This is a genomic window from Pantoea sp. 1.19 (assembly GCF_001922585.1).
In the GTDB taxonomy this organism is placed as follows: Bacteria; Pseudomonadota; Gammaproteobacteria; order Enterobacterales; family Enterobacteriaceae; genus 1-19.
In genome coordinates this window covers 417,476-438,986 of record NZ_MRBS01000002.1, presented here as the reverse complement: position 1 = coordinate 438,986, position 21,511 = coordinate 417,476, and the positions used below count along the sequence as shown (strand labels likewise).

At 59.7% G+C, this 21,511-nt stretch carries 21 protein-coding genes; 2 read left to right on the top strand and 19 right to left on the bottom strand.

Annotated elements, in window-relative coordinates; all coding sequences use genetic code 11:
- Positions 1 to 4: 4 nt before the first annotated feature.
- The 11 genes from BS626_RS05985 to BS626_RS05935 form a co-directional block, all read right to left on the bottom strand.
- Positions 5 to 952, bottom strand: a complete 948-nt coding sequence (locus tag BS626_RS05985) for an ABC transporter (RefSeq protein WP_075181613.1) — start codon at positions 950 to 952, stop codon at positions 5 to 7.
- A gap of 2 nt (positions 953 to 954) precedes the next feature.
- Positions 955 to 1,629: a DsbA family protein gene (locus BS626_RS05980; protein ID WP_075181473.1), complete on the bottom strand. Its 675-nt coding sequence runs from the start codon at positions 1,627 to 1,629 to the stop codon at positions 955 to 957.
- Between the two features lie 67 nt (positions 1,630 to 1,696).
- Positions 1,697 to 1,894 (bottom strand): DUF4762 family protein, encoded by a 198-nt coding sequence (locus BS626_RS05975; RefSeq protein WP_075181472.1) that lies wholly within the window; start codon positions 1,892 to 1,894, stop codon positions 1,697 to 1,699.
- 80 nt (positions 1,895 to 1,974) lie between these two features.
- Complete coding sequence (locus tag BS626_RS05970) at positions 1,975 to 2,637, bottom strand: hypothetical protein (RefSeq protein WP_075181471.1); 663 nt, start codon at positions 2,635 to 2,637, stop codon at positions 1,975 to 1,977.
- 24 nt (positions 2,638 to 2,661) lie between these two features.
- Positions 2,662 to 3,210, bottom strand: coding sequence for a fimbrial protein (locus tag BS626_RS05965; protein WP_075181470.1), 549 nt, complete (start codon positions 3,208 to 3,210; stop codon positions 2,662 to 2,664).
- A gap of 9 nt (positions 3,211 to 3,219) precedes the next feature.
- On the bottom strand, positions 3,220 to 4,254 hold the full coding sequence (locus BS626_RS05960; protein WP_075181469.1) for a fimbrial protein: 1,035 nt from the start codon (positions 4,252 to 4,254) through the stop codon (positions 3,220 to 3,222).
- A complete protein-coding gene (locus BS626_RS05955) occupies positions 4,254 to 4,613 on the bottom strand; it encodes a hypothetical protein (RefSeq protein WP_075181468.1) in 360 nt (119 codons plus the stop codon). The genes BS626_RS05960 and BS626_RS05955 overlap by 1 nt, the downstream gene beginning before the upstream one ends.
- 23 nt (positions 4,614 to 4,636) lie before the next feature.
- Positions 4,637 to 5,380, bottom strand: coding sequence for a molecular chaperone (locus BS626_RS05950; protein WP_083615908.1), 744 nt, complete (start codon positions 5,378 to 5,380; stop codon positions 4,637 to 4,639).
- 35 nt (positions 5,381 to 5,415) lie between these two features.
- A complete protein-coding gene (locus BS626_RS05945; protein WP_075181467.1) occupies positions 5,416 to 7,890 on the bottom strand; it encodes a fimbria/pilus outer membrane usher protein in 2,475 nt (824 codons plus the stop codon).
- A 49-nt stretch (positions 7,891 to 7,939) separates the two neighbouring features.
- Entirely contained in the window at positions 7,940 to 8,485 is a 546-nt protein-coding gene (locus BS626_RS05940; RefSeq protein WP_075181466.1) for a fimbrial protein, read from the bottom strand.
- Positions 8,486 to 8,557: 72 nt separating this feature from the next.
- Positions 8,558 to 9,127, bottom strand: a complete 570-nt coding sequence (locus BS626_RS05935) for a fimbrial protein (RefSeq protein WP_075181465.1) — start codon at positions 9,125 to 9,127, stop codon at positions 8,558 to 8,560.
- Between the two features lie 482 nt (positions 9,128 to 9,609).
- On the opposite strand from BS626_RS05935, the gene BS626_RS05930 reads away from it, so the two are divergent.
- Positions 9,610 to 10,380 (top strand): DUF3750 domain-containing protein, encoded by a 771-nt coding sequence (locus BS626_RS05930; protein WP_075181464.1) that lies wholly within the window; start codon positions 9,610 to 9,612, stop codon positions 10,378 to 10,380.
- A gap of 38 nt (positions 10,381 to 10,418) precedes the next feature.
- Here the strand turns inward: BS626_RS05930 and BS626_RS18300 are convergent, their stop codons facing one another.
- The 5 genes from BS626_RS18300 to BS626_RS05910 all read right to left on the bottom strand — a co-directional run bounded on the left by BS626_RS18300 (position 10,419) and on the right by BS626_RS05910 (position 14,819).
- Positions 10,419 to 10,517, bottom strand: a complete 99-nt coding sequence (locus BS626_RS18300) for a YoaK family small membrane protein (protein WP_139308768.1) — start codon at positions 10,515 to 10,517, stop codon at positions 10,419 to 10,421.
- 77 nt (positions 10,518 to 10,594) lie between these two features.
- Positions 10,595 to 11,566: a D-erythronate dehydrogenase gene (denD, locus tag BS626_RS05925; RefSeq protein WP_075181463.1), complete on the bottom strand. Its 972-nt coding sequence runs from the start codon at positions 11,564 to 11,566 to the stop codon at positions 10,595 to 10,597.
- 19 nt (positions 11,567 to 11,585) lie between these two features.
- A complete protein-coding gene (locus BS626_RS05920) occupies positions 11,586 to 12,905 on the bottom strand; it encodes an MFS transporter (protein WP_075181462.1) in 1,320 nt (439 codons plus the stop codon).
- A 228-nt stretch (positions 12,906 to 13,133) separates the two neighbouring features.
- Positions 13,134 to 14,570 carry a magnesium transporter gene (mgtE, locus tag BS626_RS05915; protein WP_075181461.1) on the bottom strand — a complete coding sequence of 479 codons (1,437 nt, stop codon included), beginning with the start codon at positions 14,568 to 14,570 and terminating at the stop codon, positions 13,134 to 13,136.
- Positions 14,571 to 14,630: 60 nt separating this feature from the next.
- Entirely contained in the window at positions 14,631 to 14,819 is a 189-nt protein-coding gene (locus BS626_RS05910) for a YfgG family protein (protein WP_371328483.1), read from the bottom strand.
- Between the two features lie 228 nt (positions 14,820 to 15,047).
- Between BS626_RS05910 and BS626_RS05905 the strand changes: the two genes are divergently transcribed.
- Positions 15,048 to 17,273, top strand: coding sequence for an EAL domain-containing protein (locus tag BS626_RS05905; protein WP_083615904.1), 2,226 nt, complete (start codon positions 15,048 to 15,050; stop codon positions 17,271 to 17,273).
- On the opposite strand, the gene tehB is transcribed toward BS626_RS05905, so the two are convergent.
- Genes tehB through ppk1 form a run of 3 tightly spaced genes read right to left on the bottom strand, consistent with a single transcriptional unit; the run spans position 17,274 to position 21,486 of the window.
- Positions 17,274 to 17,888, bottom strand: coding sequence for a tellurite resistance methyltransferase TehB (gene tehB / locus BS626_RS05900; protein ID WP_170870440.1), 615 nt, complete (start codon positions 17,886 to 17,888; stop codon positions 17,274 to 17,276).
- A complete protein-coding gene (gene ppx / locus BS626_RS05895) occupies positions 17,885 to 19,420 on the bottom strand; it encodes an exopolyphosphatase (RefSeq protein ID WP_075181460.1) in 1,536 nt (511 codons plus the stop codon). The genes tehB and ppx overlap by 4 nt, the downstream gene beginning before the upstream one ends.
- 5 nt (positions 19,421 to 19,425) lie before the next feature.
- Complete coding sequence (ppk1, locus tag BS626_RS05890; protein ID WP_075181459.1) at positions 19,426 to 21,486, bottom strand: polyphosphate kinase 1; 2,061 nt, start codon at positions 21,484 to 21,486, stop codon at positions 19,426 to 19,428.
- Between the last annotated feature and the right edge of the window lie 25 nt (positions 21,487 to 21,511).

Here is a 21,511-nt window from a genome sequence, read left to right as displayed (position 1 = left end):
GTGTTCAGTGATGTATAAAAAAGAGGGAGTGGCTGTGCCACAGCAGCCATTCATGCGGACGAGCGCGCAGCGTCTGTTCGATCAGCGTTGGCAGGGTGTCAGCCACCTGGTCCGCCGCCAGCGGATCGTGAATGCGGATATGCAGCCCGCCCTCATACCAGAGGTGATACACCACGACCCGCGCCGACATCATGCCGGCGAGGCGCACCGCCCCCTGATGCAGGTGCGCCGCACGGCCAAACAGACGGCAGGGCAGGCGGGCCGCCAGCGCGCCCTCGGCCTGCAGGGTGTAATCCGGCGTGATGTCGGGAAAAATTATCAGGTTTTGTTCGCCCGCTGTGACGTCGCCCACCAGCGCGGCGAGGCGCAGCGCCAGGCTGTCGCTCTGCTGATGAATAGAGCAGTAGGCCAGCTGGACGCCACCCAGCGCCCGCACATCAGCGGGATAGTGCTCTGCGCTGGCGGAGACCACGACGCTGGCCTTGCCCGGCGTAACGCTTGCGCCGACCATGGCGGCAAGGACGTCGGATACCGTGTGCAGCGGTGCGAGGATCACCGGCTGCCGCGCGCGGTGCAGCGGCGCAACCACGCGATCCAGCTCGGCGGCGCAGCGCTGAATCTGCTGCCGCAGCGCGGGATGCTGTCCCCAGGTGGCTGCCTGTTCCAGCAGGCGACGGCGCAGCGCAATCCAGTCGGCCGGCAGGGCCGGCGGCTGTCCGGTCAGGCTGCGGATGTTTTCGGTTGCTACCGCGCGCTGTGCGCGCCAGCCGCGGCCGAACAGACGCAGCGCGCAGCCCGCGCGGGCGATAGCCAGCAGCAGCGGCAGCGGGCAAAAACGTAGCCCCCTGGCCAGTCGCTGGCCTACGGCGCGCTGGAGGTGGCGGCGCGTCGTGCCCAGCGCCGCCGCGGCGTTACGGCAGCAGAATACGCCCCACAGGATCGCCAGCCGCAGCGTCACGAGCGCGGCTCCCCAGCCAGTAGCTGGCGCATCCGTGCGGCAAAGGCGGCGAAGTCGCTGTCCTGCGCCACCACATAACGCTTGTTAATGATGAACATCGGCGTGGCGTCAATACGGTAAAAACGCGTTACGTCAGCCATATACTGCAGGCGCGCCCGCACGGCATCGCTGTGGCGGGCTTGTTGGAAGGCCGCCTCGTCGATGTGATGGTCGGCGAGCCAGCGCTGCAGCGTCTGCGGGTCGTTAAGATCGCTGCTGCGGGTAATGATCGCGTGCCAGGCGCTATCGCGAAAGCGTTCTTCTATGCCCATCACCTCAAGCGTGGCAAACAGCGGCGCCCAGGCGGACAGTCCGCGACCGTCCTGCGTCAGATGAATCACCTGAAAGCGGGCGTTCGCCGGCAGCGTCCGGGCAAAGTCCTGCAGCTTGTCGGCATTGACGGCGCAGTAGTGGCAGCCCAGAGACAGCACTTCGATAATGGTGTTGTCTTCTGATATCGGGCTGTTTTTTACCTCCGCGTCGTTAAGTTCGCGAAACGTGGCGCTCGGCGAGTTGGCGTCGGAGAAGGTATTAAATACAAACAAGTGATAGCATAATATCGTGGCCAGCGATGAGACGATAATCAGCACCAGCGAATAACTGAATAAGATAAAGCGCGTATTTTTTAGCATCAGCACGTTCTCAGTTGCACAACCCTAAAATACCCGGGGATGCCCCCGGGTCGGTGCGGCGGACAGATTAATTCACGACGCCACAGTTGCTGGACGCCACATTTTTGGACGTGCTGGAGACCACTTTGCCGTGTTTGTCGGTGCAGGTGGTGATTTCTTTACAGGTCTTACTGGTCCCATCGCTCACCAAATCAAAATGTGTTTTGCAGGTATAGCAGGTACCGCCAATTACGCGTGCTGCTTCAGCTATATTCATTTTCTTCATTACTTTTTCCTTTCATCGTAGTGAGTTTTCTGCCGTCAAGTGCAGAGTGATATACCGAATGTCAGACACCGGTAAAGTAATTACTTGTCGCCGATCCATTTAAATTCAGAAAAAAATTCCACGTTATTTTTTAACTTCATTTTCAGCATCAGGCGACGCTTGATATAACTGAGGCGACGAACGTCTATCCCGGTCTCGCGCGCAAGTTGCGACAGCGTGGTGCCAGTCAGTAATTTCTCCACCAGCCACCACTCCTCTTTGCTTAGCACGTGATAGGGCTGACCGCTGCGCAGTCGCGTGCGGGTATAGTCCACCAGCGACGGGCAGAAGCGCCGTTCGCCGGCCCGCTCCTCCAGCAGGCCGTTAAGAAAAGGGCGCACGTTAGCCATTCCTTCGTGCTTTAACAGCCAGTGTGCCTCGGGTAAAAAGGTGAACAGCGTGAAAAAGAACGGCAGATGGTGCTGGCTGAGTACCATGACCAACTTTTTATTGCGCTCCCGCAGCAGGTTTTTGAGCTGGCTGAGCGCCTGAAAACGGGGCGGCGGCAGCGCATCCAGATCGCAAAATACCCACAGTCGCTGCGATCTGCCGCCGCTTTTTCCGAGCCGCGCCAGCAGCTGCGGCGCGCGCGCTGGCAGATAGAAACGCAGGTCGGATTGATCGGGAAACTGGGCGCGAATCAGCGTTTCCAGCCCCAGCGAGAAACAGGGATCGCTGTCAAACAGGCAGCAGGCGTGCGTCATAGCTGAAATCCTTTTCCGTGGCCGTCACTGGTAGTTCAGGATGTAGTTGGCGGTGGCGGTGAACGGCCCCGTGGTCAGCGTAGCTTTGCTCAACGCCTCCGGCTCCGCCGCCACAAAGGCCTGGAACGTTAACTGGGTGACGCCGCGATCCACCGTGACCGGCAGAGTGGCGATCCCCAGCCGAATGGGCGTGCCGTTGCGCTCCTGCAGACCGATGCCGATGCCGCTGGCCCCGTCCGGCGCGGCGGCTTTGATCGCCAGATGGTCCGGCAGATGCGGATTTTCACTGCCGCTGAACGTCACCGTGACCGCGCTGGCCAGCTGCGGGTTGCAGTCCAGCAGCCGCAGCGTAAAGGTCACCGGCGGGCTTTTGCCGTCATGATAAAGATCGCGAGTAGACAGCTTGCCGAAATTGACCGGGAGGTTCCCGGACTCCGGTGCAATCGAGCAGGGATAGGCGACCACCACCCCTTTGAAATCCATCTGGCCACCAATCAGTTCGCCATAGGCCTGCGCCGGCGAGGGGGCGGTCAGGGGCAGCACCAGCGCGGCGGCGGCGAGATAATGTCTCATACCCGCTCCTTATTGAAACTCTGCAACGACGGCGGCCGACGCGCTGAACGCGCCTTCCTGAATCACCGAGCTGGCGCTTTTGGCAATCGGCGCCGCCACCAGATTCCAGTTACCTTCGTTTTGGGTGAAGCCGGGAACCCGATAAAACTGGTTGGGGATCACTGGCTGCCCGCTGCTGTCTTTAAGGGCAATGCCCAGCTCCGGCCGCGCGGGCACGCCGCTGACGCTCAGATAGCGGCCATCTTCAAACGCAGGTGATGCCTGCTGGATCCCCAGTTTGATGTTCAGCGCACCGCTGGCAAAACTGCCACCCTGGCACTTGACGTGAATGGGAATATTCTTACTAAAATTAACGCCGTTAAGTTTACTTCCGCTGCCTGGAATATTGCCAAAATCAACGGTGATCGGCGTTCCCTGGTTGATGATGCATTTATCCGGCACGGTGATGATGGCGGAATTAATATTAGTACGCGACAGCGCCACGCTGCCGCGATTGCCGGGTACCAGGCTGCCGTACAGCTTGGCAATTTCGGTACCTTCCAGGCGAATGCCGTTAATGATTGGCTTGGTCACCATGAACGTGACCCGCCCGCGCGAGCCGGAACCCAAATCGGGAGTGATGCGCGACGATGGGGCAATACAGCGGTTATTCAGCCGATTGGAAATGTCGTTAAACGGCACAGGGAAATAGGCCTGCACCGCGCCACTAACCCAAATTTCAATTTTCACCGACAGGTAATCATTCAGTTTCAGATAGCCGGCCCGCTGACTGTCCGGCATTAATGTCGCCGTCGACGAAAAGTAAATCGGCGCATTGGTGATATTGGTATTGCACCAGACCTGCGCGGTATAGGTCCCGCTGAGATCGTAGGCCCGGCTAATGGTGGCACCGGCGGTATTATTGGTAATGTCGGTGTTGTTTAAATCGATATTGTAGTCAAAGGTACCGGCTATTGGCTCCAGCACGCCGTGTGGCTGAGCGAATGCGGCACCGGACAGCAGCAGGGATGCCAGCAGCATGGAACGTCGAATGCAGATCTTCATTACAGAGACTCCGGAGTAACGGGCTGCCGTGCGGGCAGATTTTCCTGTCCACGGCTGCTGAACGCGCAGCGCACCCGGCGAATGAACAGTCGCGATGCCTCTTTCAGACAATCTTTCAGGTGGAACCGGACCGGAAGCGGCGCGCGGCGGAAGCGCGGCGGTGAGGAGCGGCCGGCGGTCAGCGCCGTGGATGACGCGGCCGATAATGGAGTTACGCTTTCCGGAAAAAGCGCAAGGGCGTCGGCGGGCGTCGTCGGCAGCAGGGCGCCGCCCTGCACCACCGCGCGATCGTCGGCAGGAAACGCGGGGAGCGTCAGGCCGAGCGCCAGCAGTCCGGGCAGAGAATAAGCGTGTCGCATCGTCAGCGTCCTTACTCCGTTATTCAGTTGGGCTGTTGGGCGGTGGGCAGGGCTTTACAGGTGTTGCCCTCGCAGCGGTAGTTCAGTTGCGGATGCCCGCCGTAATCGTTGATGTACATCATGGAAAATTCGCGCAGGTGGCTGTCGGTCACGGCGAAAGACTGGCTGGATTTGGGGGCGATCATGATACCGGGGAAGCGCGTCAGCTTGTCGCCGTTGAGGCGTGACAGTCCCAGAATCGTGATATACCACGGCGTGGGGTTTTGCGCGGTCAGCTGATCGCCGTTTTGCACGAACACCACCTGGTCCTGCCAGACTTCGCTTTTGCTTTTCGGGATCGCCGCCGCCGGACGATAGAACAGCTTGATGCGCGACTGCATCGCCAGCTGCAGGGTGTTGGGCCGATCCGGTTTGGGCGGAATTTCACGCACGTTCAGGTAGAACAGGCTTTCACGATCCTGCGGCAGCGCGGCGATCCCGGCGGTTTTAGTGATGCGCGCCACCCCTTTTTCCCCGCCGTTGATCCGCTGCAGCGGCGGCAGAACCATCAGTGGCGTGGTGATTTTTTTGCCGTGCTCATCTTCCACCCAGGACTGCGCCAGAAAGGGGATGGTCGGACTGGTGTTGACCAGATTGACGCTGGCGGAGCTCTCATTTTCGGTCAGGATCACCCGGGTTCTGTCGAGCGAGATCCCTGCCTGCGCCTGCGGGAGCGTAACGCCGAGAGCGAGGATCAGTGCGCCTGCGGCAAGAGGGGTAGCGTGCATTTTTTTCATCTTTTCATCCGTTCATCTATGAGGGGTTACTGGCAACGAAGCCGGGTACCGACCGAACGATCGTCAATGGTGGCCGGCAGTGTGACGTGACACTGCGTTTTGCCTCCCCAGTTCACGCTCAGGGTTTCCTGGGGATTGACCCCGGCCAGCCACGCCAGACCATCGTCCAGCACCATCGCCACGCTGATGCCATCGCGGTTGAACAGTTCGGCGCCAAACGGCGGCGCGCTCCCGTCGGCCAGCTGCAGGGTGGCCATCATTCGCAGCCCTTTTGCCATGCCAAAGGTCTGGTAACCAATTGCTCCTTCGGTCAGCGTGGTGGTACTGATGGCTTTTGCCGGCTCGATGTTGTCCGCCATGGCATCCACATCGACGCGGGTGTCAAACCGGTTGTAGCTCACGATGTCCGGTACGACGGCGATGCCGAAGCGGTTGGTGCGTGAACGTTTGTCGTTTAGCGGTACATCGGCAATGCCGTTGGTGTCGACCATGATGCGAGCGGTATTCAGCGTGCCGCCGCCGTTGTGCAGCGCGGCACCGTAGCGGGTGGCGGTAAAGCCCCCCCTCAGTGAGCCGCCCAGCGCGATAAAGCGGTCCTGCTGATAGCTGGCGCTGCCGGTCATCTCCGCCAGAGCGGCGCGGCGCTGATAGTAGCCATCGACGCTGCCGCGTCCCTGCTGGCTGGCACCGGCGCGCAGGCGCCACAGATTATTGGCATCGCTGTTATCGGTCCAGGAAGCCATTGGGCTGGTGCGTCCACCGTCAGTTTGTACGTCCAGGCCGGCCCATTTGCTGTCGCCCAGCGGAATCGATAGCGACAGGGCCAGGCTGTCATCCTGGCGACCGCGATAGTCGGCGCGCCAGGCCGACAGGTTGGCGCTGATGCCGCGGGTATCACCGAGGCTGAAGCTGCGTCCCACCGCAACGCCATAGCGGTCGCGCTGTTGACGATCCCAGTAATTTTGGTGCGTCCAGGAGAGAAACAGCGTGGTGGCGCGGTCTGCCCGCTCCGCCCAAAACGTTTTGTTGGCGGTCACGGTGTACATCTCTTTTTCGCGTCCGCGGGTCGTCAGTGACCGGTCGCGATCGTCCAGGTGCTGCGCCAGAGTGCGAAAATCTTTTTGCGAGAAGCGATAGCCGGCAAAGGTGATTGCACTGTGGTATTCGTCGAACGTTTTCGCATAGCTCAGCTTCCACGAGGCCCCCTGCAGGCGCTGTCCGTTACGCTGGCGGCTGAATGATTCGGTGGCGTCCAACGACAGCGCGCCAAAGCGATTCAGATCGCGGCCTATCCCCAGCGAGGTCGCGGTGTAGTCTTCGCCGGCGCTTTGCAGGCCACCGTAAAGCGACCAGGCATTGCTCACCCCCCAAGAAAAGTCACCGGAGGCAAAGGCGGGCCCCTGCACCCGGTGACGCGTCGTTGAGGGCGAACCGGCCGCAAGGTTGTAGCGAACATAGCCCGGGCGCGTGAGGTAGGGAATGTCGGCGGTATTCACCTGGAAGGTCTTGACTGACCCATCCTGCTCCTCTACGCGGACGTCGAGGGTGCCGCGCACTGAGCTGCGCAAATCCTGAATATTAAACGGGCCGGCCGGGACGGTGGTCTCGTAAATAACTCGTCCGCTCTGGCTGACAATCACTTTGGCGTTACCGTTGGCGATCCCGTGTATTTCCGGCGCGTAGCCCTGCAGCGCCGGCGGCAGCATGCGTTCGTCGCTGGCGAGGTTGGCGCCGGTAAAACGTACGCTGCTAAACAGCTGCGAATTCAGATACATCTCGCCCAGAGTCAGGGTTGCGGCCATCTGCGGCAGCGGTCGAAAGGCGTAAAACTGGTTCCAGTCGTACTGGAAACGGCGCGGCTGACTGTAGTAGCTGGTCTGATACTCACCGCGCAGGCGCCAGGCGCCCAGATTGACGCCTGCCTGGCCGTAGCCCGACAGGGAGCGGGTATCCGGCTGACGATCGAACTGCCGCGTCAGCTGACCGTTCAGGTTGTAGTCGAAGATCAGTCCGGCCACGCCGTTATCCCAGCGCTCCGGCGGAGTCCAGTCGGGATCGTTATATTTCATCCACGCCTGCGGCACGGTGATATCCAGCATCCCCGCCTGCGTGCGGAGTTGCGCACCCGGCAGGCTGGAAAGGAGGGTGCACTGTGCTTCGCGTCGGGTCAGCCGCTGCCGGGTTTCATCTTTCAGCGCCAGCTTATCCAGCAGATCGTCGCTGATGCAGGGTTCGGCACTGCGATCCGGCGCGGTGTTGACATAGCGGACTTTTTCCTGCCCCAGTGACTGACCATTAACGCGAATATCCAACAGGTAATCACCCGGAGAAATATAGTTGTCGGTGGAGAAACGCGACAAATCAATATGGCTGCGGTCGGCCGCATCGAGAACATCAGTATTAAATTCTACCCGCTGATCGGCGCAGACCGGCGTCACAGAGCAGACGCTGAGTGTCTGAAAAACAAACGCGGTTGTTTTTACTCTGAACGCTACTGACATAATAACCAGCCCTGACGTAAATGTTGAATAGTCTGAATAAATTAATTAATTAGTTATAATTTAATGAGTATCTTACCAGTGCATTAAAATTTCCCGAGCGTATCGTTGGCTTAATGCGAATAACGGATGCGAATACTGTCATTACGTCGTGCTGATAATAAAGCACGGTATTTTCAGATGGTTCCCCTAACCGTAAAATATGGCCTTGCGCGTCGCGAAAGCGTAACGCAATACCGTCGACATCCCCGCTCACGGCCAGCGCGCTCGGATCGCCCTGCGCGTGCTCCCCCGACAGGGTCAGCGTGGCATATGAATAGGGACGGAGGCCGCTGCCGTGAGCCAGGGCCGGGCAGGCGTTCAGGCGCAGGGAGATCTCACGAGTTGGATAGCCGGCGGGGCTGGCGTTAATCAGTCGCGCGGGGATCACACCAAAATCGATCAGCGTATCGTGGGATGCGCTGGCTGACTCACAGGTTCCGGCCAGCAGTTCGCCGCTGATCTGCATATGCCCCGGCGTGGCCGGTGGCGTCGCGCAGACTGCCGCGGGAAGCGCAGAGAAATACGCGAGTAAAACGCCGGTATTGCTGATGTGCATCTCCACTCTCCCTGTGGCGGTGACGGAATACAACGGTGCGGGCGCGTGCCCGCACGCGTTAATCAGACGAAATTACTGGTAGGCAATTTCAAAGTTAATGGTGGACTGGAACGAACCGGCGGTCACGTTGCTGTACGACACGACCGGATCGCTACCCTCACTGCTGGTGGTGGTCTTTTCCGCGCGCAGGAAGGCGACGAAAGGAATGGCGTTGGTACCATCTTTCAGCCGGACTGCCGCGGTGGCCTGGCCCCACTGCACTTCCTGGTTGGCGCTATCCAGCAGGCCAATCCCGGCGCCGGAAGCGGTGCCGGAAGTGAAGGCGGCCAGCGAATTATCGACGCTGTTCTGGCTGGTGGGGTTATAGGTCACCACGGCGCTCTGCGCGACGGTAGTATCGCAATATTGCAGCTCAATATTTTTCTGAACGCTGGCCGCGCGCGCGCCATTTTTCAGAGCGGAAACCGGTACCTGGTAAAAATTGACGCTGACCGGGCTGGAGTTAGCGGAGAGGCCGCAAGCGGTATTCACCAGTTCGCCTTCAAACTTAATTTGACCACTGGTGGTATCCGCAGCAAATACAGAGGCTGAACCCATGGCGGCACTAAAAACCATGGCTATAACAACGTTAATCTTTTTCATAATGCGTCCTGTTTATACTCATATCCTGAGAAATGAAGAATGCCCACCTCACGATAAATCGGTATATCGATCCATGTCAGGCGTTGTCCTTAATGTTCAACTGGCGCGATAGCATTACCACAGTAATTAAATGTGAAAATAGCGTAATTGAACAGGTGTGGATGCTATCAAAATATAAAACACCCTAAAAGAATAGAAATTAAATTGCTGCTTATACGCATTTAAAGTTTTTATAATGAAATATTATTTATGAATTATCTCGCGACGTTGTAAGAATTGTCTTAGTCGTGGAGGTACGTTTTGCGACGGCGTGGCCAGCGCAGGCGAATGCTCAGAAATCGTCAGATTTTTCCCGCACAAGTGCACACAACGGCAGCGAGCCGGCGGCAATCGGGGCGCGTCACGCGGTGCCAGGCTGGCCGTCGTCCGCTGGCGTATATACTGTAAATTTCACGCGCCGCGCCGCAGCGGGGAGGGGGAACATGAAAAAAGGGAACGGGCCGGCAGGCGTGGCCATTATGCTGTTTTCACTGGCGATCGGTTGCACCCAGGCCGTGCGCCACCCCGATGCCGGGCAGCACTGGTGGTCTGCACGCCGCGATTCGGCCGGCGTCGCGCCGGATCCCTCGCGCTGGGTGAATACGGCGATCGTTCAGGTCTATGCCGCACCGACCTGGGGCTGGCGCGGCGCGGTGGCAGTGCATCCGTGGATCATTTTCAAACGCGCCGGCGATCGCCAGTTTCAGCGCTATGAAGTTATCGGCTGGGGTGCGGGTGACAAGGTGCGCCGTAACGCTAACCCACCGGACGGCTACTGGTACGGCGAAACGCCGCGTTTGCTGCAGCAGCACTGGGGGCCAAAGGCGCAGGTGATGATCCCGCAGATTGAGGCGGCCATCGCCGACTACCCGTGGCGGGACACCTATCGCGCGTGGCCCGGACCGAACAGCAATACCTTTCTGGCGCACATTGGCCGCGAGGTACCGGATTTGCAGCTGAATATGCCGGCGAATGCGCTGGGAAAAGATTATCGTGAGTTGACCGATCCGATCGGTCTGCCACCCTCCGGACGCGGCGTGCAGCTGTCGCTGCTGGGCGTAGCGGGGGTCACGCTGGGAGCGCAGGAGGGAGTGGAGGTCAACGTGTTGGGACTCAGCTTCGGCGTCGGTCTGTCACCGCCGCAGCTGCGACTGCCGTTTATTGGCGGGCTGGGGCGGGCAAACCTGCAGAGTGACCCCGCCGGGGAAGAATAGCGGCGGGATCGGGCGTATCCCCGCCCGCCGCGTCGGTGCTAGGCGCCGGGAACGGCGGCGCCGCTCAGGATAAACCAGGCGAGGAAGGCCATGGCGGCAATAAATATAGCGGCAGGCGCGAGGGCGTTTTTGTTCATGATGATCCACCAAAAGCGTAAACAGGGCCTGTTATAACCTATCCTGGCCCTGTGGCCCATAAAAAACGGTGCCCGGGCTATGCCGTTTCCTGAATAAATTCGTGAATCATTTCATCGATACTGCGGTTGGCCTGGAAACCCAGCGCGTGGGCATAAGCGGCGTGAAAATCACCCGGCCAGGAGTTGACGATGCGGCGAACGGCCGGGTCCGGCTGGTGGCGAACGCGATCGGCAACCGGGTCTCCGGCAATGCGTCGCAGCGCGGCCAGCATCGTTTCAACCGTGACGCAGAGGCCGGCCATATTGATGACGCGGCCCTGGGTGAGGGAATCTTCGCTTATCTCGTGGGCGTGGATCAGCGCCGCCACCGCCATATTGGGCGACAGCAGCCACAGGCGAGTGGTCACGTCCACCGGGCACACGGCCTCCTCGCCGTTGAGTGGCTCGCGCAGGATGCCGCTGGCAAAGCTCGAGGCGGCAGCGTTTGGCTTGCCGGGGCGTACCACGATGGTCGGCATCCGCAGGCTGCGTCCGTCAAGAAAGCCCTTCCGGCTGTAATCGCCCAGCAGCAAATCGGTGATGGCTTTTTGCGTGCCGTACGAACTTTGCGGCATCCACACCTGGGAGTCCGGCACCTTTTCCGGCAGCGCGCCGCCGAATACCGCTACCGAACTGGTGGTGATCAGGCGGGCGCGGCGCGGCTGATGGCGCAGGTGCTCCATCAGCTGCCGTGGCAGATCCACATTGATTTTCATCCCGAGTTCGAACTGCTGTTCGGCCTGGCCGGAGACCACCGCGGCGAGGTGGAACAGCGAGTCGATTGGTCGATCGCCAAGCAGGCCGGGCAGCTGCGCCGCATCGCTTAAATCCCCGCAGGTGACGACCAGGCGAGGATCGTCAATGCCGCTGAGCGGAACGATATCGCAGGCCACCACGCGCGTGACAGGCTGCAGCGTTCCTTGAGCATCGCGCAGCGCGCCTTTTTTTAACAGCGCACTAACCAGTTTCTTCCCTAAAAATCCGGCGGCGCCGGTAACGACAACGTTCATGTTTATCCTCTCAAACAGATTAACGATTGACCAGGCGGCCTGGAATAAAAAAGATGGCGGCCGCACCGACAAACAGCGTGGCGGAGATCAGCAGCATTCCGGTGAGCGTAGAGTGGGTGAGGTCGGCCAGCAGGCCCATCATCCACGGCGCCAGAAAGCCGGCCAGGTTGCCAAACGAGTTGATCAGCGCGATGCCTACTGCCGCAGTCGCACCGCCGAGAAACGCCGTTGGCAGGCTCCAGAACAGCGGCAGGGTGCTCAGCGCGCCGGCGGCGCCCAGCGTCAGACCGCCCATCGCGATCCACAGATTGTCGCTGAACAGTGCGGAAATGATCATGCCAACGCCACCGAGTACGGCGATCGCCGCCAGGTGCCAGCGCCGTTCGCGATGCCGGTCGGCGCTGCGTGAAGCCAGCAGCATGGTCACGATTGCGGCGGCATAGGGGATGGCGGTAAGCAGGCCGACGGTAAAGACGTCGTCCACGCCGGCGTTGCTAACCAGCGTCGGTAGCCAGAAGCTGACGGTATAAAAGCCGGCAATCAGGCAGAAGTAGATAAAGGTCAGTAGCCACACTTTGCCACTGCGGAACACCGACTGCCAGGCGGCGCTGGCGATGGCCGGCTGCCGGGCGTTATCTTCGCGCAGGCGCGCGGTGAGCAGCGCCTGCTCTTCGGCGCTCAGCCAGTGGGCCTGCTCAATGCGGTCGGTGAGCAGCCACAGTACCAGCAGCCCGACCAGCAGCGACGGCGTGCCCTGAATAATGAATAACCATTTCCAGCCGGCAAGCCCGCCGTGCTGGTGAAAATACTCCATGATCCAGCCGGAGAACGGCCCGCCCAGCACGCCGGACAGCGGGACAGCGGTGGCAAACAGGGCAAACATTTTGCCGCGCCGCCAGGTCGGGAACCAGCCGGACAGGTAGAGGATCACCCCGGGATAGAAGCCCGATTCAGCCAGACCGAGCAGAAAGCGTACCGCGTAGAACTGCCCGGCGGTCGTGACGAAGGCCGTGAGCGGAGCAATGAATGCCCAGGAGATCAGCAGGATGCCGAGCAGGCGGCGGGCGCCGAAGCGATGCAGCGCCATATTGCTGGGAATCTGAAAGAAAAAGAAGCCAATAAAAAAGATCCCGGCGCCCAGCCCGTAGACGGTTTCTGAAAAGGCGAGATCGCTGGACATTTGTAGCTTGGCCACGCCGACATTGATGCGATCCAGATAGGCCATCACGTAGCTTATCATCAGAATCGGTAAGATACGCCAGACGGCTTTTTTCCACGCCTGTTCCTCGACGGCGTCGGGGGTCGTCCGGGCGGAGGGCAGTGCAAGCGGAGTGCTCATGGGAAATCCTTCTCTCGGTGTAGGGGAGGTTGCCAGCCCGTCTTCCGTCGCGATACTGCACCGCAGCGGCAAGGAGGCCGATCGTCTTTTGTTATTTTTTGTTAGATTAGGCGGTGGGAGGGCTTTTTTCTGCGAGAGTAATCACATATAAGAACATTGGTTATCAAAAAGTAACAAATCAGCCCCTGTCCGTCGACGGCGCGCGGACAGGGGCCGGATAGCCGGCGTTCAGGGGAGCAGGAACAGCGTGGCGAGGCCAAGGAAGATAAAAAAACCGCCGGTATCGGTGAGCGCGGTGATCAGCACGCTGGAGCCGACCGCCGGATCGCGCTTGAGTTTGGTCATGATCAGTGGGATTAGCACGCCCATCAGCGCCGCCAGCAGTAAGTTGAGCACCATTGCCAGCATCATCACCCCGCCCAGCGCCGGATTGTCGTACATCAGCCAGGTGATCAGCCCCATGATGCCGCCCCAGAACACGCCGTTAATCAGCGCTACGCCGAGCTCACGCAGGATCAGGAAAGAGAAGTTGCCCGGTTCAACCTGGTGCAGGGCCAGCGCACGCACAATCATGGTGATGGTCTGGTTACCGGTGTTGCCGCCGATACCGGCAACGATCGGCATCAGCGTGGCCAGCGCGACCAGCTGCGAAATGGTGTCTTCAAACAGGCCAATCACTCGCGAGGCGACAAAGGCGGTGCAGAGATTGATCGCCAGCCAGGTCCAGCGGCGGCGCACCGCCTTCTGCACCGGCGCAAACACATCCTCTTCCGGGCTTAACCCGCCCATTTTACGGATGTTACTGTCGCTCTCTTCATTGACCAGGTCTACGACATCTTCAATGGTGACGCGGCCAATCAGCTTGCCCTGCTCGTCAATCACCGCGGCGGAGATCAGGTTGTAACGCTCAAACGCGCCGGCGGCCTCTTCGGCTTTATCGGTGATCAGAAAGGTGGTAGGCAGGGCGTTCATCACCTTGACCACCGGCGTCTCCGGCTGATTCAGCAGGATATCGGTCAGAGCCAGCTCACCGAGCAGCTGATTCTGCCGTGAGGTGATAAACAGTTTATCGGTGCCGTCGGGGATGGTTTTGCGGCGGCGCAGAAAGCGCTGTACCGCTTCCAGCGTCACCCCCTCGCGCACGGTCAGGATATTAAAGTCCATAATGCGCCCGACGCTGTCGCGATCGAACTCCATCACGTTCAGTACCCGCGCGCGCAGAGCCGGCTCCAGCGAGGCCAGCAGGCGACCGGTGAGGTCGCGCGGCAGGTACTTCGCCAGCCACGCCTGATCATCAATGTCCAGCGGTGCCAGCGCACGCAAAATGTCGCGGTCGCGCATTTCGGCGATCAGGCTTTCCCAGACGGTTTCGGACGCTTCAACCAGCGTGCGGCCGCGGCGTTCGTTATCCACCAGTCGCCACAGCGCGAGGCGCTCGTCGTTGGGCAGGGCTTCCAGAATATCGGCGATGTCCGCCGCGTGCAGGCCGTTGATGTAGCCCCGCAGTTCAATGACCAGCGGGCTGAGATGGCTCAGCTGGTCGGGGGTTTCAACCTGCGGATGTTCGAGAATCGCCCGGGTGAGGGCATCATGCTCAATGAGGAGTGAAATAATCCGGCTGCGTATTTCGCCCAGCTGCTGGGCATAAGAGTGGGCGACAGACATGAGACTTCCCTGAAAACAACCAAAAGTTTAAGCATAGAGGGCGTCCAGGCCCGGAGCAAGTCAGGGGTTGTCCCGAACGGGCTGCACCGAGAGGCTGGTTGCCGGCGCCGATTGCGCCTGTTGTTTCTGCTGCCGATGCTCGATAGCGCCGGGAATGGCGTACAGCAGGCGGCCCAGTAAAATCAGAAAACTGATCAGCAATACGATGCGCGTCATCAGACCGGTTTTCTGCTGTCGTTTCATTTTCATCGCGTGGTTCACGCACGGTTTCCAGTTCAGGCCCGCGGGGGCAATGATGCCATTTAGGCACAGCCGGCGCGTCACGTCAATCCGCTTTGGCCAACGCTATCCGTGATACGCGCGTCTTCAGCCTACTGGAAATTTACGCTACACTGTGCGCCGCGCGCGACGGGGGGTGCCTTCCTTCGCGGACAGGGATGACGGATGTCGGCGCCCAGCGGGCGCCCTGGATGAGCCATGAACATGTATACCTTTTTTTCCCGCTGCTGGTCGCGCGTCAATGCCCGCTGGTGGGGGCTTCCTCTGCTGTTGCCGCAGATTTTAATGCCGCTGTCGGCGCACCTCTCCACCCGGCTGATGATGCCGGACGGTTACGCCTACCTGATTTATCTGCCTATCGCGATGATGATCTCGCTGCTGCTGGTATTCAGCTGGGCGGCCATCCCCGGGATGGTGCTGGCGCTGCTGCTGCGCTACGTCCCGATCTACGGCCCGTTGTATGCCAGTACGATGGTGCTGGCGTTGCAAATCGGGCTGCTGCTCTGCTGGTGGGGCTATCGGGCACAGATGGGCCGGCGCTGGGGCGTGAGCGTCGGCAGCCTGCGCCATAACCTGGTGCGCCTGTGCTGGCTGGCGGTGCTGTCCCCCTGCTTGCAGCTGGCGCTGATGCAGCTGCTGATTGCGGTGAATCTGTTTCCCGCCAGCCTGTCGGTGTTTGGCAGCGTGCCGCTGTCGGTGCGCAATCTGATCAATTATCAGGCCTCGCTGATCTCCGCGCTGTGCGCGGTGCCGCTCTACTATTCGCTGATCCGCATTGCTAAAACTCCGCGCTACCTGTTGGTGCTGGCCCACCAGCTGCGGCGGCAGTTCTGTCCGCGAGTCAGCCTGCGCGAATTTGGCGTCTGGCTGCTGCTGATCTGCGCACTGATGGGCTTCATGATTGAAGGCCGATCCCTGACGGAAAATCTGCTGCTGACCGATTACACCCTGACGCTGCTGCTGCCGCTGATGCTGTGGGCGGCGATGCGCTTTGGCTATCTGTTCACGCTACTGAGCTGGTCGCTGCTGCTGCAGGCACTCTACCAGTATCGCGATAATATCCTGGTGAACCCGGTGTTGCCGGAGCACATGGCGGTGGTCTCCGCCAATATGCTGGTGCTGACCATTACCCTGTTTATTATGGCGGCGGTCTGTACCCACCAGCGCCAGCTGCACGCTTTTGCCCGCCGCGCCGCCCTGACCGATCCGATTATCGGCTTGCCTAATCTGCGCGCATTAATCGAGGATCTCCAGCGTCAGCCGGTGTCGGTGCTGTGCTTTTTACGTATTCCCGAGCTGGATCAGCTGGGCCGCACGTACGGCCTGCAGTTGCGCATTGCTTACAAGCGCGGCCTGGCGGCCTGGCTGAAGCCCGATTTACAGCCGGAGGAGGCCGTCTGTCAGCTGCCGGGCTTTGATCTGGTGATTCGTCTGAATCATGAAGGCATGCAAACGCGCATAGAGCAAATTGAGTCGCGGCTGCGCCTGTATCGCCTGAGCTGGGAGAGCCTGCCGCTGCATCCGCGCATCGGCATCAGCTACTGCAGCGTGCGGCATCCGGTTAGCGGACTCTATGCGCTGTTGGGAGAGCTAAGCCAGGTGGCGGAAATGTCGCTGCAAAGCGGCCGGGCTGAAGGGCTGCACCTGCGCCATTCGCCGCCTCTGCGGCACGATGCCGAAAACAAACGCCGGCTGTTGGAAGAGGTGCAGGCGGCGTTCACGCACGATCGTTTTCAGCTGCTGGCGCAGCGTGTGGAGGGGGCCCGCGGTGACCACTTTCATGAGATTTTACTGCGTTTGTGTAACGAGGCCGGCGAGTGGCTGAAACCGGCCGAGTTTATGCCGGTGGTGCACGAGTTCGGCCTCACCTGGGACGTCGATAACTGGGTGATTGATCGTACGCTGGCCTGTATTCACCGCCAGCGCGCGTCGCAGCCGGGTGCGCGCTTTTCGGTAAATGTGTTTGCCAGCACCCTGTGTCGTCCGCGCTTTGCGCACGAGCTGGCGGAGAAGCTGCGCCGCTGGCAGGTGGAGCCGTGGCAGCTCATGATCGAAGTGGAGGAGTCGCAGGTCATGAGCGATTTCTCCTGGGGAAACCGCACGCTGTCGCAGCTGCGGGAGATGGGCTGCCAGGTGATCATTGATGATTTTGGCACCGCTTTCTCCAGCTACACGCGCCTGCGCGAAGTGCAGCTGGATATGCTGAAAATCGGTGGCCCGCTGGTTGAGCAGCTACAGAATAGCAGCGTTGATTTTCAGCTGGTCTCATCGATTGTTGCGCTGGCCCGTCTGAAGCATATGCAGGTCATCGCTACCCACGTGGAGACGCCAGAGCAGCAGGCCACGCTGAACGCGCTGGGCGTCGACTATATTCAGGGCTACCTGATAGACCATCCACGGCCGCTCTGCCGCGAGCCGGAGTGATTACTCCGGCGGCGCCTTGCGCGCCAGCAGGGTGGCAAAACGCTGGGTGATGCGGTTACCGTCGGCGTCAACCCGGTGCAGCTGCCCGAGATCTTCGTTGTATTTCATGATCTGCCAGCGGCGATAGTAGTGGCTCAGTTCGCCGGAGCGGAAGGTAAACGGAAATGGCTGCAGGCAGGGGGCATCCTCGGTATCCATGGCAGCGACGATCAGGTTATAGCCGCCTTTAACCGTGCTGGCCTGCATATCGGCAATCAGCTGCGGAATGCTCTCCGGCTGTAAAAACATCATCACCACCGTACAAATCACCAGATCCCATGCGCCATTAAAGCGCAGTCGGTTCAGGTCGTGTGCCTCAACGGTAATCTCGCTAAGCGCCTCGGCGGCGATCATCTGCCGCAGGCGATCCAGCTTACGCGGATCATTATCCCAGGCGGTAACCGCAAAGCCGTGCTGCTGTAGCCAGAGCGCGTTGCGCCCGACGCCGCAGCCGAGATCCAGCGCGCGGCCGCCGTGCAGCAGCGGCAGCGCTGCCTGCAGCTCAGAATGCGCCGGGTTGAGTCCCCAGCGCGCGGTGATGGCCTGCAGCGTCGCGCCGTTTGCCTGCTGCGTCACGGCGCGGCCTCCTCTTCATTGATCATCAGCTTCCAGCCGGTGACGTCATGCCAGTAGTGCTGTTCACGTTCCAGATCGAGCTGCACCAGCGTGTTCTGACTGAAGTAGCCGTGCGGAAAGGTCAGCGTCCAGTGGCCGTCGTCGGTCGTCAGCGTCAGCCGCTCCGGCGTGGTGGTCGCCTGGCGCTGGTTATTAAGCAGCGTGCCCAGCCGCAGCAGGAAGATCATGGGCAGAAACTGTTTCTTTTTAAACAGGGTAAAGCGCGGCATCTCATCCGCTTTGATCGCTTTGCGGTGATAGCGCACCAGGGTCGCGAGGCACAGCTGCTGATCCTGGTTGAACCCCGGCAGATTGCCGTTTTGCAAAATATAGGCCGAGTGGCGCTGCATACCGCTGTGATTAATGCTCAGCCCCACCTCATGCAGCAGGGCGGCCCACTGTAGCAGCGTGGCCAGCTGGGGATTGACCAGTCGCGGATTTTGCTGCTGCCACTGGGCGTAGAGCTGCTGGGTGGTATCCAGCACGCGTCGCGCCTGCTCGCTGTCGATGGCGTACTGATTAGCGAGGCTCTGGGCGGTGCGACTGCGGATATCCTGGTGGCGGAAGCGCCCCTCCATCTCGTACAGCACCCCTTCGCGCAGCGCGCCGTCGGAGTAGCGCAGTTCGCGAATCGCCAGCGCGTCGAACACGCCGCAAAGGATAGCCAGCCCCGGCACAAACACCGATTTGCGCTCTTCCGACAGTCCGGGCAGGCTCAGCGCATCCACCTGCTTAAACTGCAGTACCGCCTCCATCAGCGTCTCGAGGTGCGCCGGGGTGATGATCCTCTCTTTTTCACCCATCGCCAGCAGCACTTCACACGCGGCTTTGATGGTGCCGGAGGCGCCCATCGCGGTATCCCAGCCGGTCAGGCGGTATTGCCAGGCCATGGTCTCCAGCTTTTGCGCCGCCGACAGCCGCGCGCGGCGGAAGTTGTCGCGGGTGATAACCCCACCGGGAAAAAAGTGTTGGCCAAAGCTGACGCAGCCCATTCGCCGGCTCTCTACCAGCTTCGCTTCAAAGTTTTCGCCAATCACCATTTCGGTGGAGCCACCGCCGATGTCGATCACCAGCTTGCGGCCTTTTTCCGGCTGGGTGTGCTCCACCCCCATAAAGATCAGCCGCGCCTCTTCATGGCCAGAGATCACTTCAATCGGGTAAGGGATCACCTCGGCGGCGCGCTGCAAAAAAGTTTCGGCATTGACCGCCTGGCGCAGGGTGTGGGTACCGACCATGGTCACGTTGGCTGGACTGAACCCCTGCAGGCGTTCAGCAAACAGCGCGAGGCAGTTCAGCCCGCGCAGCATCGCCTCTTCGCTGAGCACGTTGTTCTCGTCCAGCCCATCGGCCAGATGCACCCGCTGTTTCAGACGACCCAACACCTGAATGGCCCCGTCAACCACCCGGGCGATCACCATATGGAAGCTGTTGGAACCGAGGTCAATTGCGGCAAACTCCTGCGGTTTCGGGCTGTTTTTTTGTGATATTGGCATAGTGATCAGTCGGGTTGTTCCAGGTTTTTGATGTAATCGTAGATGGCCAGCTGCGCACGCACTTTACGGCGGTTGCCGCGCGGTACATAGCGATTACTCAGCTCTTTGTCGACGTAGCGGGCTTTCAGGGTATCACTCAATAAAATGGCAATAATATCGAGCACGCGCTGTTTCAGCACCGGATCCAGCAGCGCCACGGCGACTTCGATACGGTAGTCGATATTGCGTGTCATCCAGTCAGCGGAGGAGAGGAACACTTTTTTATCGCCGCCGTTCTCAAAAATATAGACGCGGTCGTGCTCAAGGTAACGATCAACGATGCTGATGACGCGGATATTTTCGCTGATGCCGGCCAGATTGGCAATCAGCGAGCACATGCCGCGCACCAGCAGATTGACCTGTACCCCGACGCTGGAGGCGGTGTAGAGGCGATCGACCAGCCCTTTGTCCACCAGGTTGTTAATTTTCAGGGTAATGGCGGCCGGCTGTCCGTTCTGCGCATTGGCGATTTCGGTATCGATCAGCTGATAGAGCATGCTGCGCGAGTTTTGCGGCGAGACCATCAGGTGGGTAAAGCTGACCGGCCGATAAGGGTTCTCGATAAAGTTGAACACCCGGCGCACCTCGTTGGTGATGCGCGCGTCGGCGGTCAGCAGCGAATAGTCGGTATAAATCCGCGCGGTTTTTTCGTTAAAGTTGCCGGTACCAATGTGCGCATAGCGCACCACTTCATCCCCCTCGCGGCGAGAGATCAGGAACAGCTTGGCGTGAATTTTCAGCCCCGGCGCCGAGAAGATGACGTGAACGCCCGCTTCGGTCAGCCGCTTGGCCCAGTGGATATTGGCCTCTTCGTCAAAGCGCGCCTGCAGCTCGACCACCACCGTCACTTTCTTGCCGTTATAGGCGGCGTGGATCATGGCGTCGATGATGCGTGAATCTTTGGCGACGCGGTAAATATTGATTTTGATCGCCAGCACGTTGGGATCAAACGACGCCTGGCGCAGCAGTTCCAGCACGTGCTCAAACGTGTGATAAGGGTAGTACAGCAGCACATCGCGGTTGCGGATGGCGTCGAAACCGTTGCGAAAATGGTTAAACCACTGGTGGCGCAGCTGCGGCAGCGGCTTGTTCACCAGGTTGGCTTTGCCGACATTCGGGAAGCTGATAAAGTCTTTAAAGTTATGGTAGCGCCCACCCGGCACCACCGAATCGGAGTTGGAGATGCTCAGCTTGTGGCGCAGCAGTTCCACCATCGCGTCCGGCATATCGCGCTGATAGACAAAGCGCACCGGCTCGGCGGTCAGCCGCTGCTTGAGGCTCGAGGACATCAGCTCCAGCAGGCTCGACTCCATTTCGGTAACCAGATCGTATTCGGCGTCGCGGGTCATCTTCATCGAGTAGGCGTTGAGCGCATCGTAATCAAAGAAGCCTTTAAAGATATCATCCAGACAGTATCGTAGTATATTATCCAGTAAAATCATTGGCTTGCGACGGCGCGGGGACTCCGGTGGCAGATTAACAAAGCGCGGAACCTTATCCGACGGGATCTCCAGCAGCGAATAGCGAATGCTGTCGCCGCGAATGATCTCCACCGCCAGATAGGTGTAATCGTCTTTCAGAAAAGCGGTCAGGTCGGTGTCATGGTTAATGACTATCGGCGTAATATGCTGGCGCAAATGGTGCTTAAAGTAGTGCCGCAGCCAGGCCTGCTGATTCGGGGAGAGCTGCCGCTCGTTTATCAGGAAAATTTGGTTGCGCGCCATCTCCAGCAGCAGTTCGTTATACAGACCGTCAAACTCCTGGTCCGCCTTCAGTACGCGCGCCTGAATTTTTTTCAGCAGATGCCGCGGGGTACTGTACGATCCCTGCTCTTCGCCGATCAGAATGCGCCGCTTCAGGTCGGCAAAGCGCACCTTGTAAAATTCATCGAGGTTATTGGAGTAGATCCCGAGAAAGCGCATACGCTCTATCAGAGGGTTGGATTTATCCGCTGCTTCTTGTAACACGCGCTCGTTGAACGCAAGCCAGCTCAGTTCTTTTTCAATGTACAGCTTTTCCTGACCCATTTTTTCTCCGTAACAGTGAGGCAGG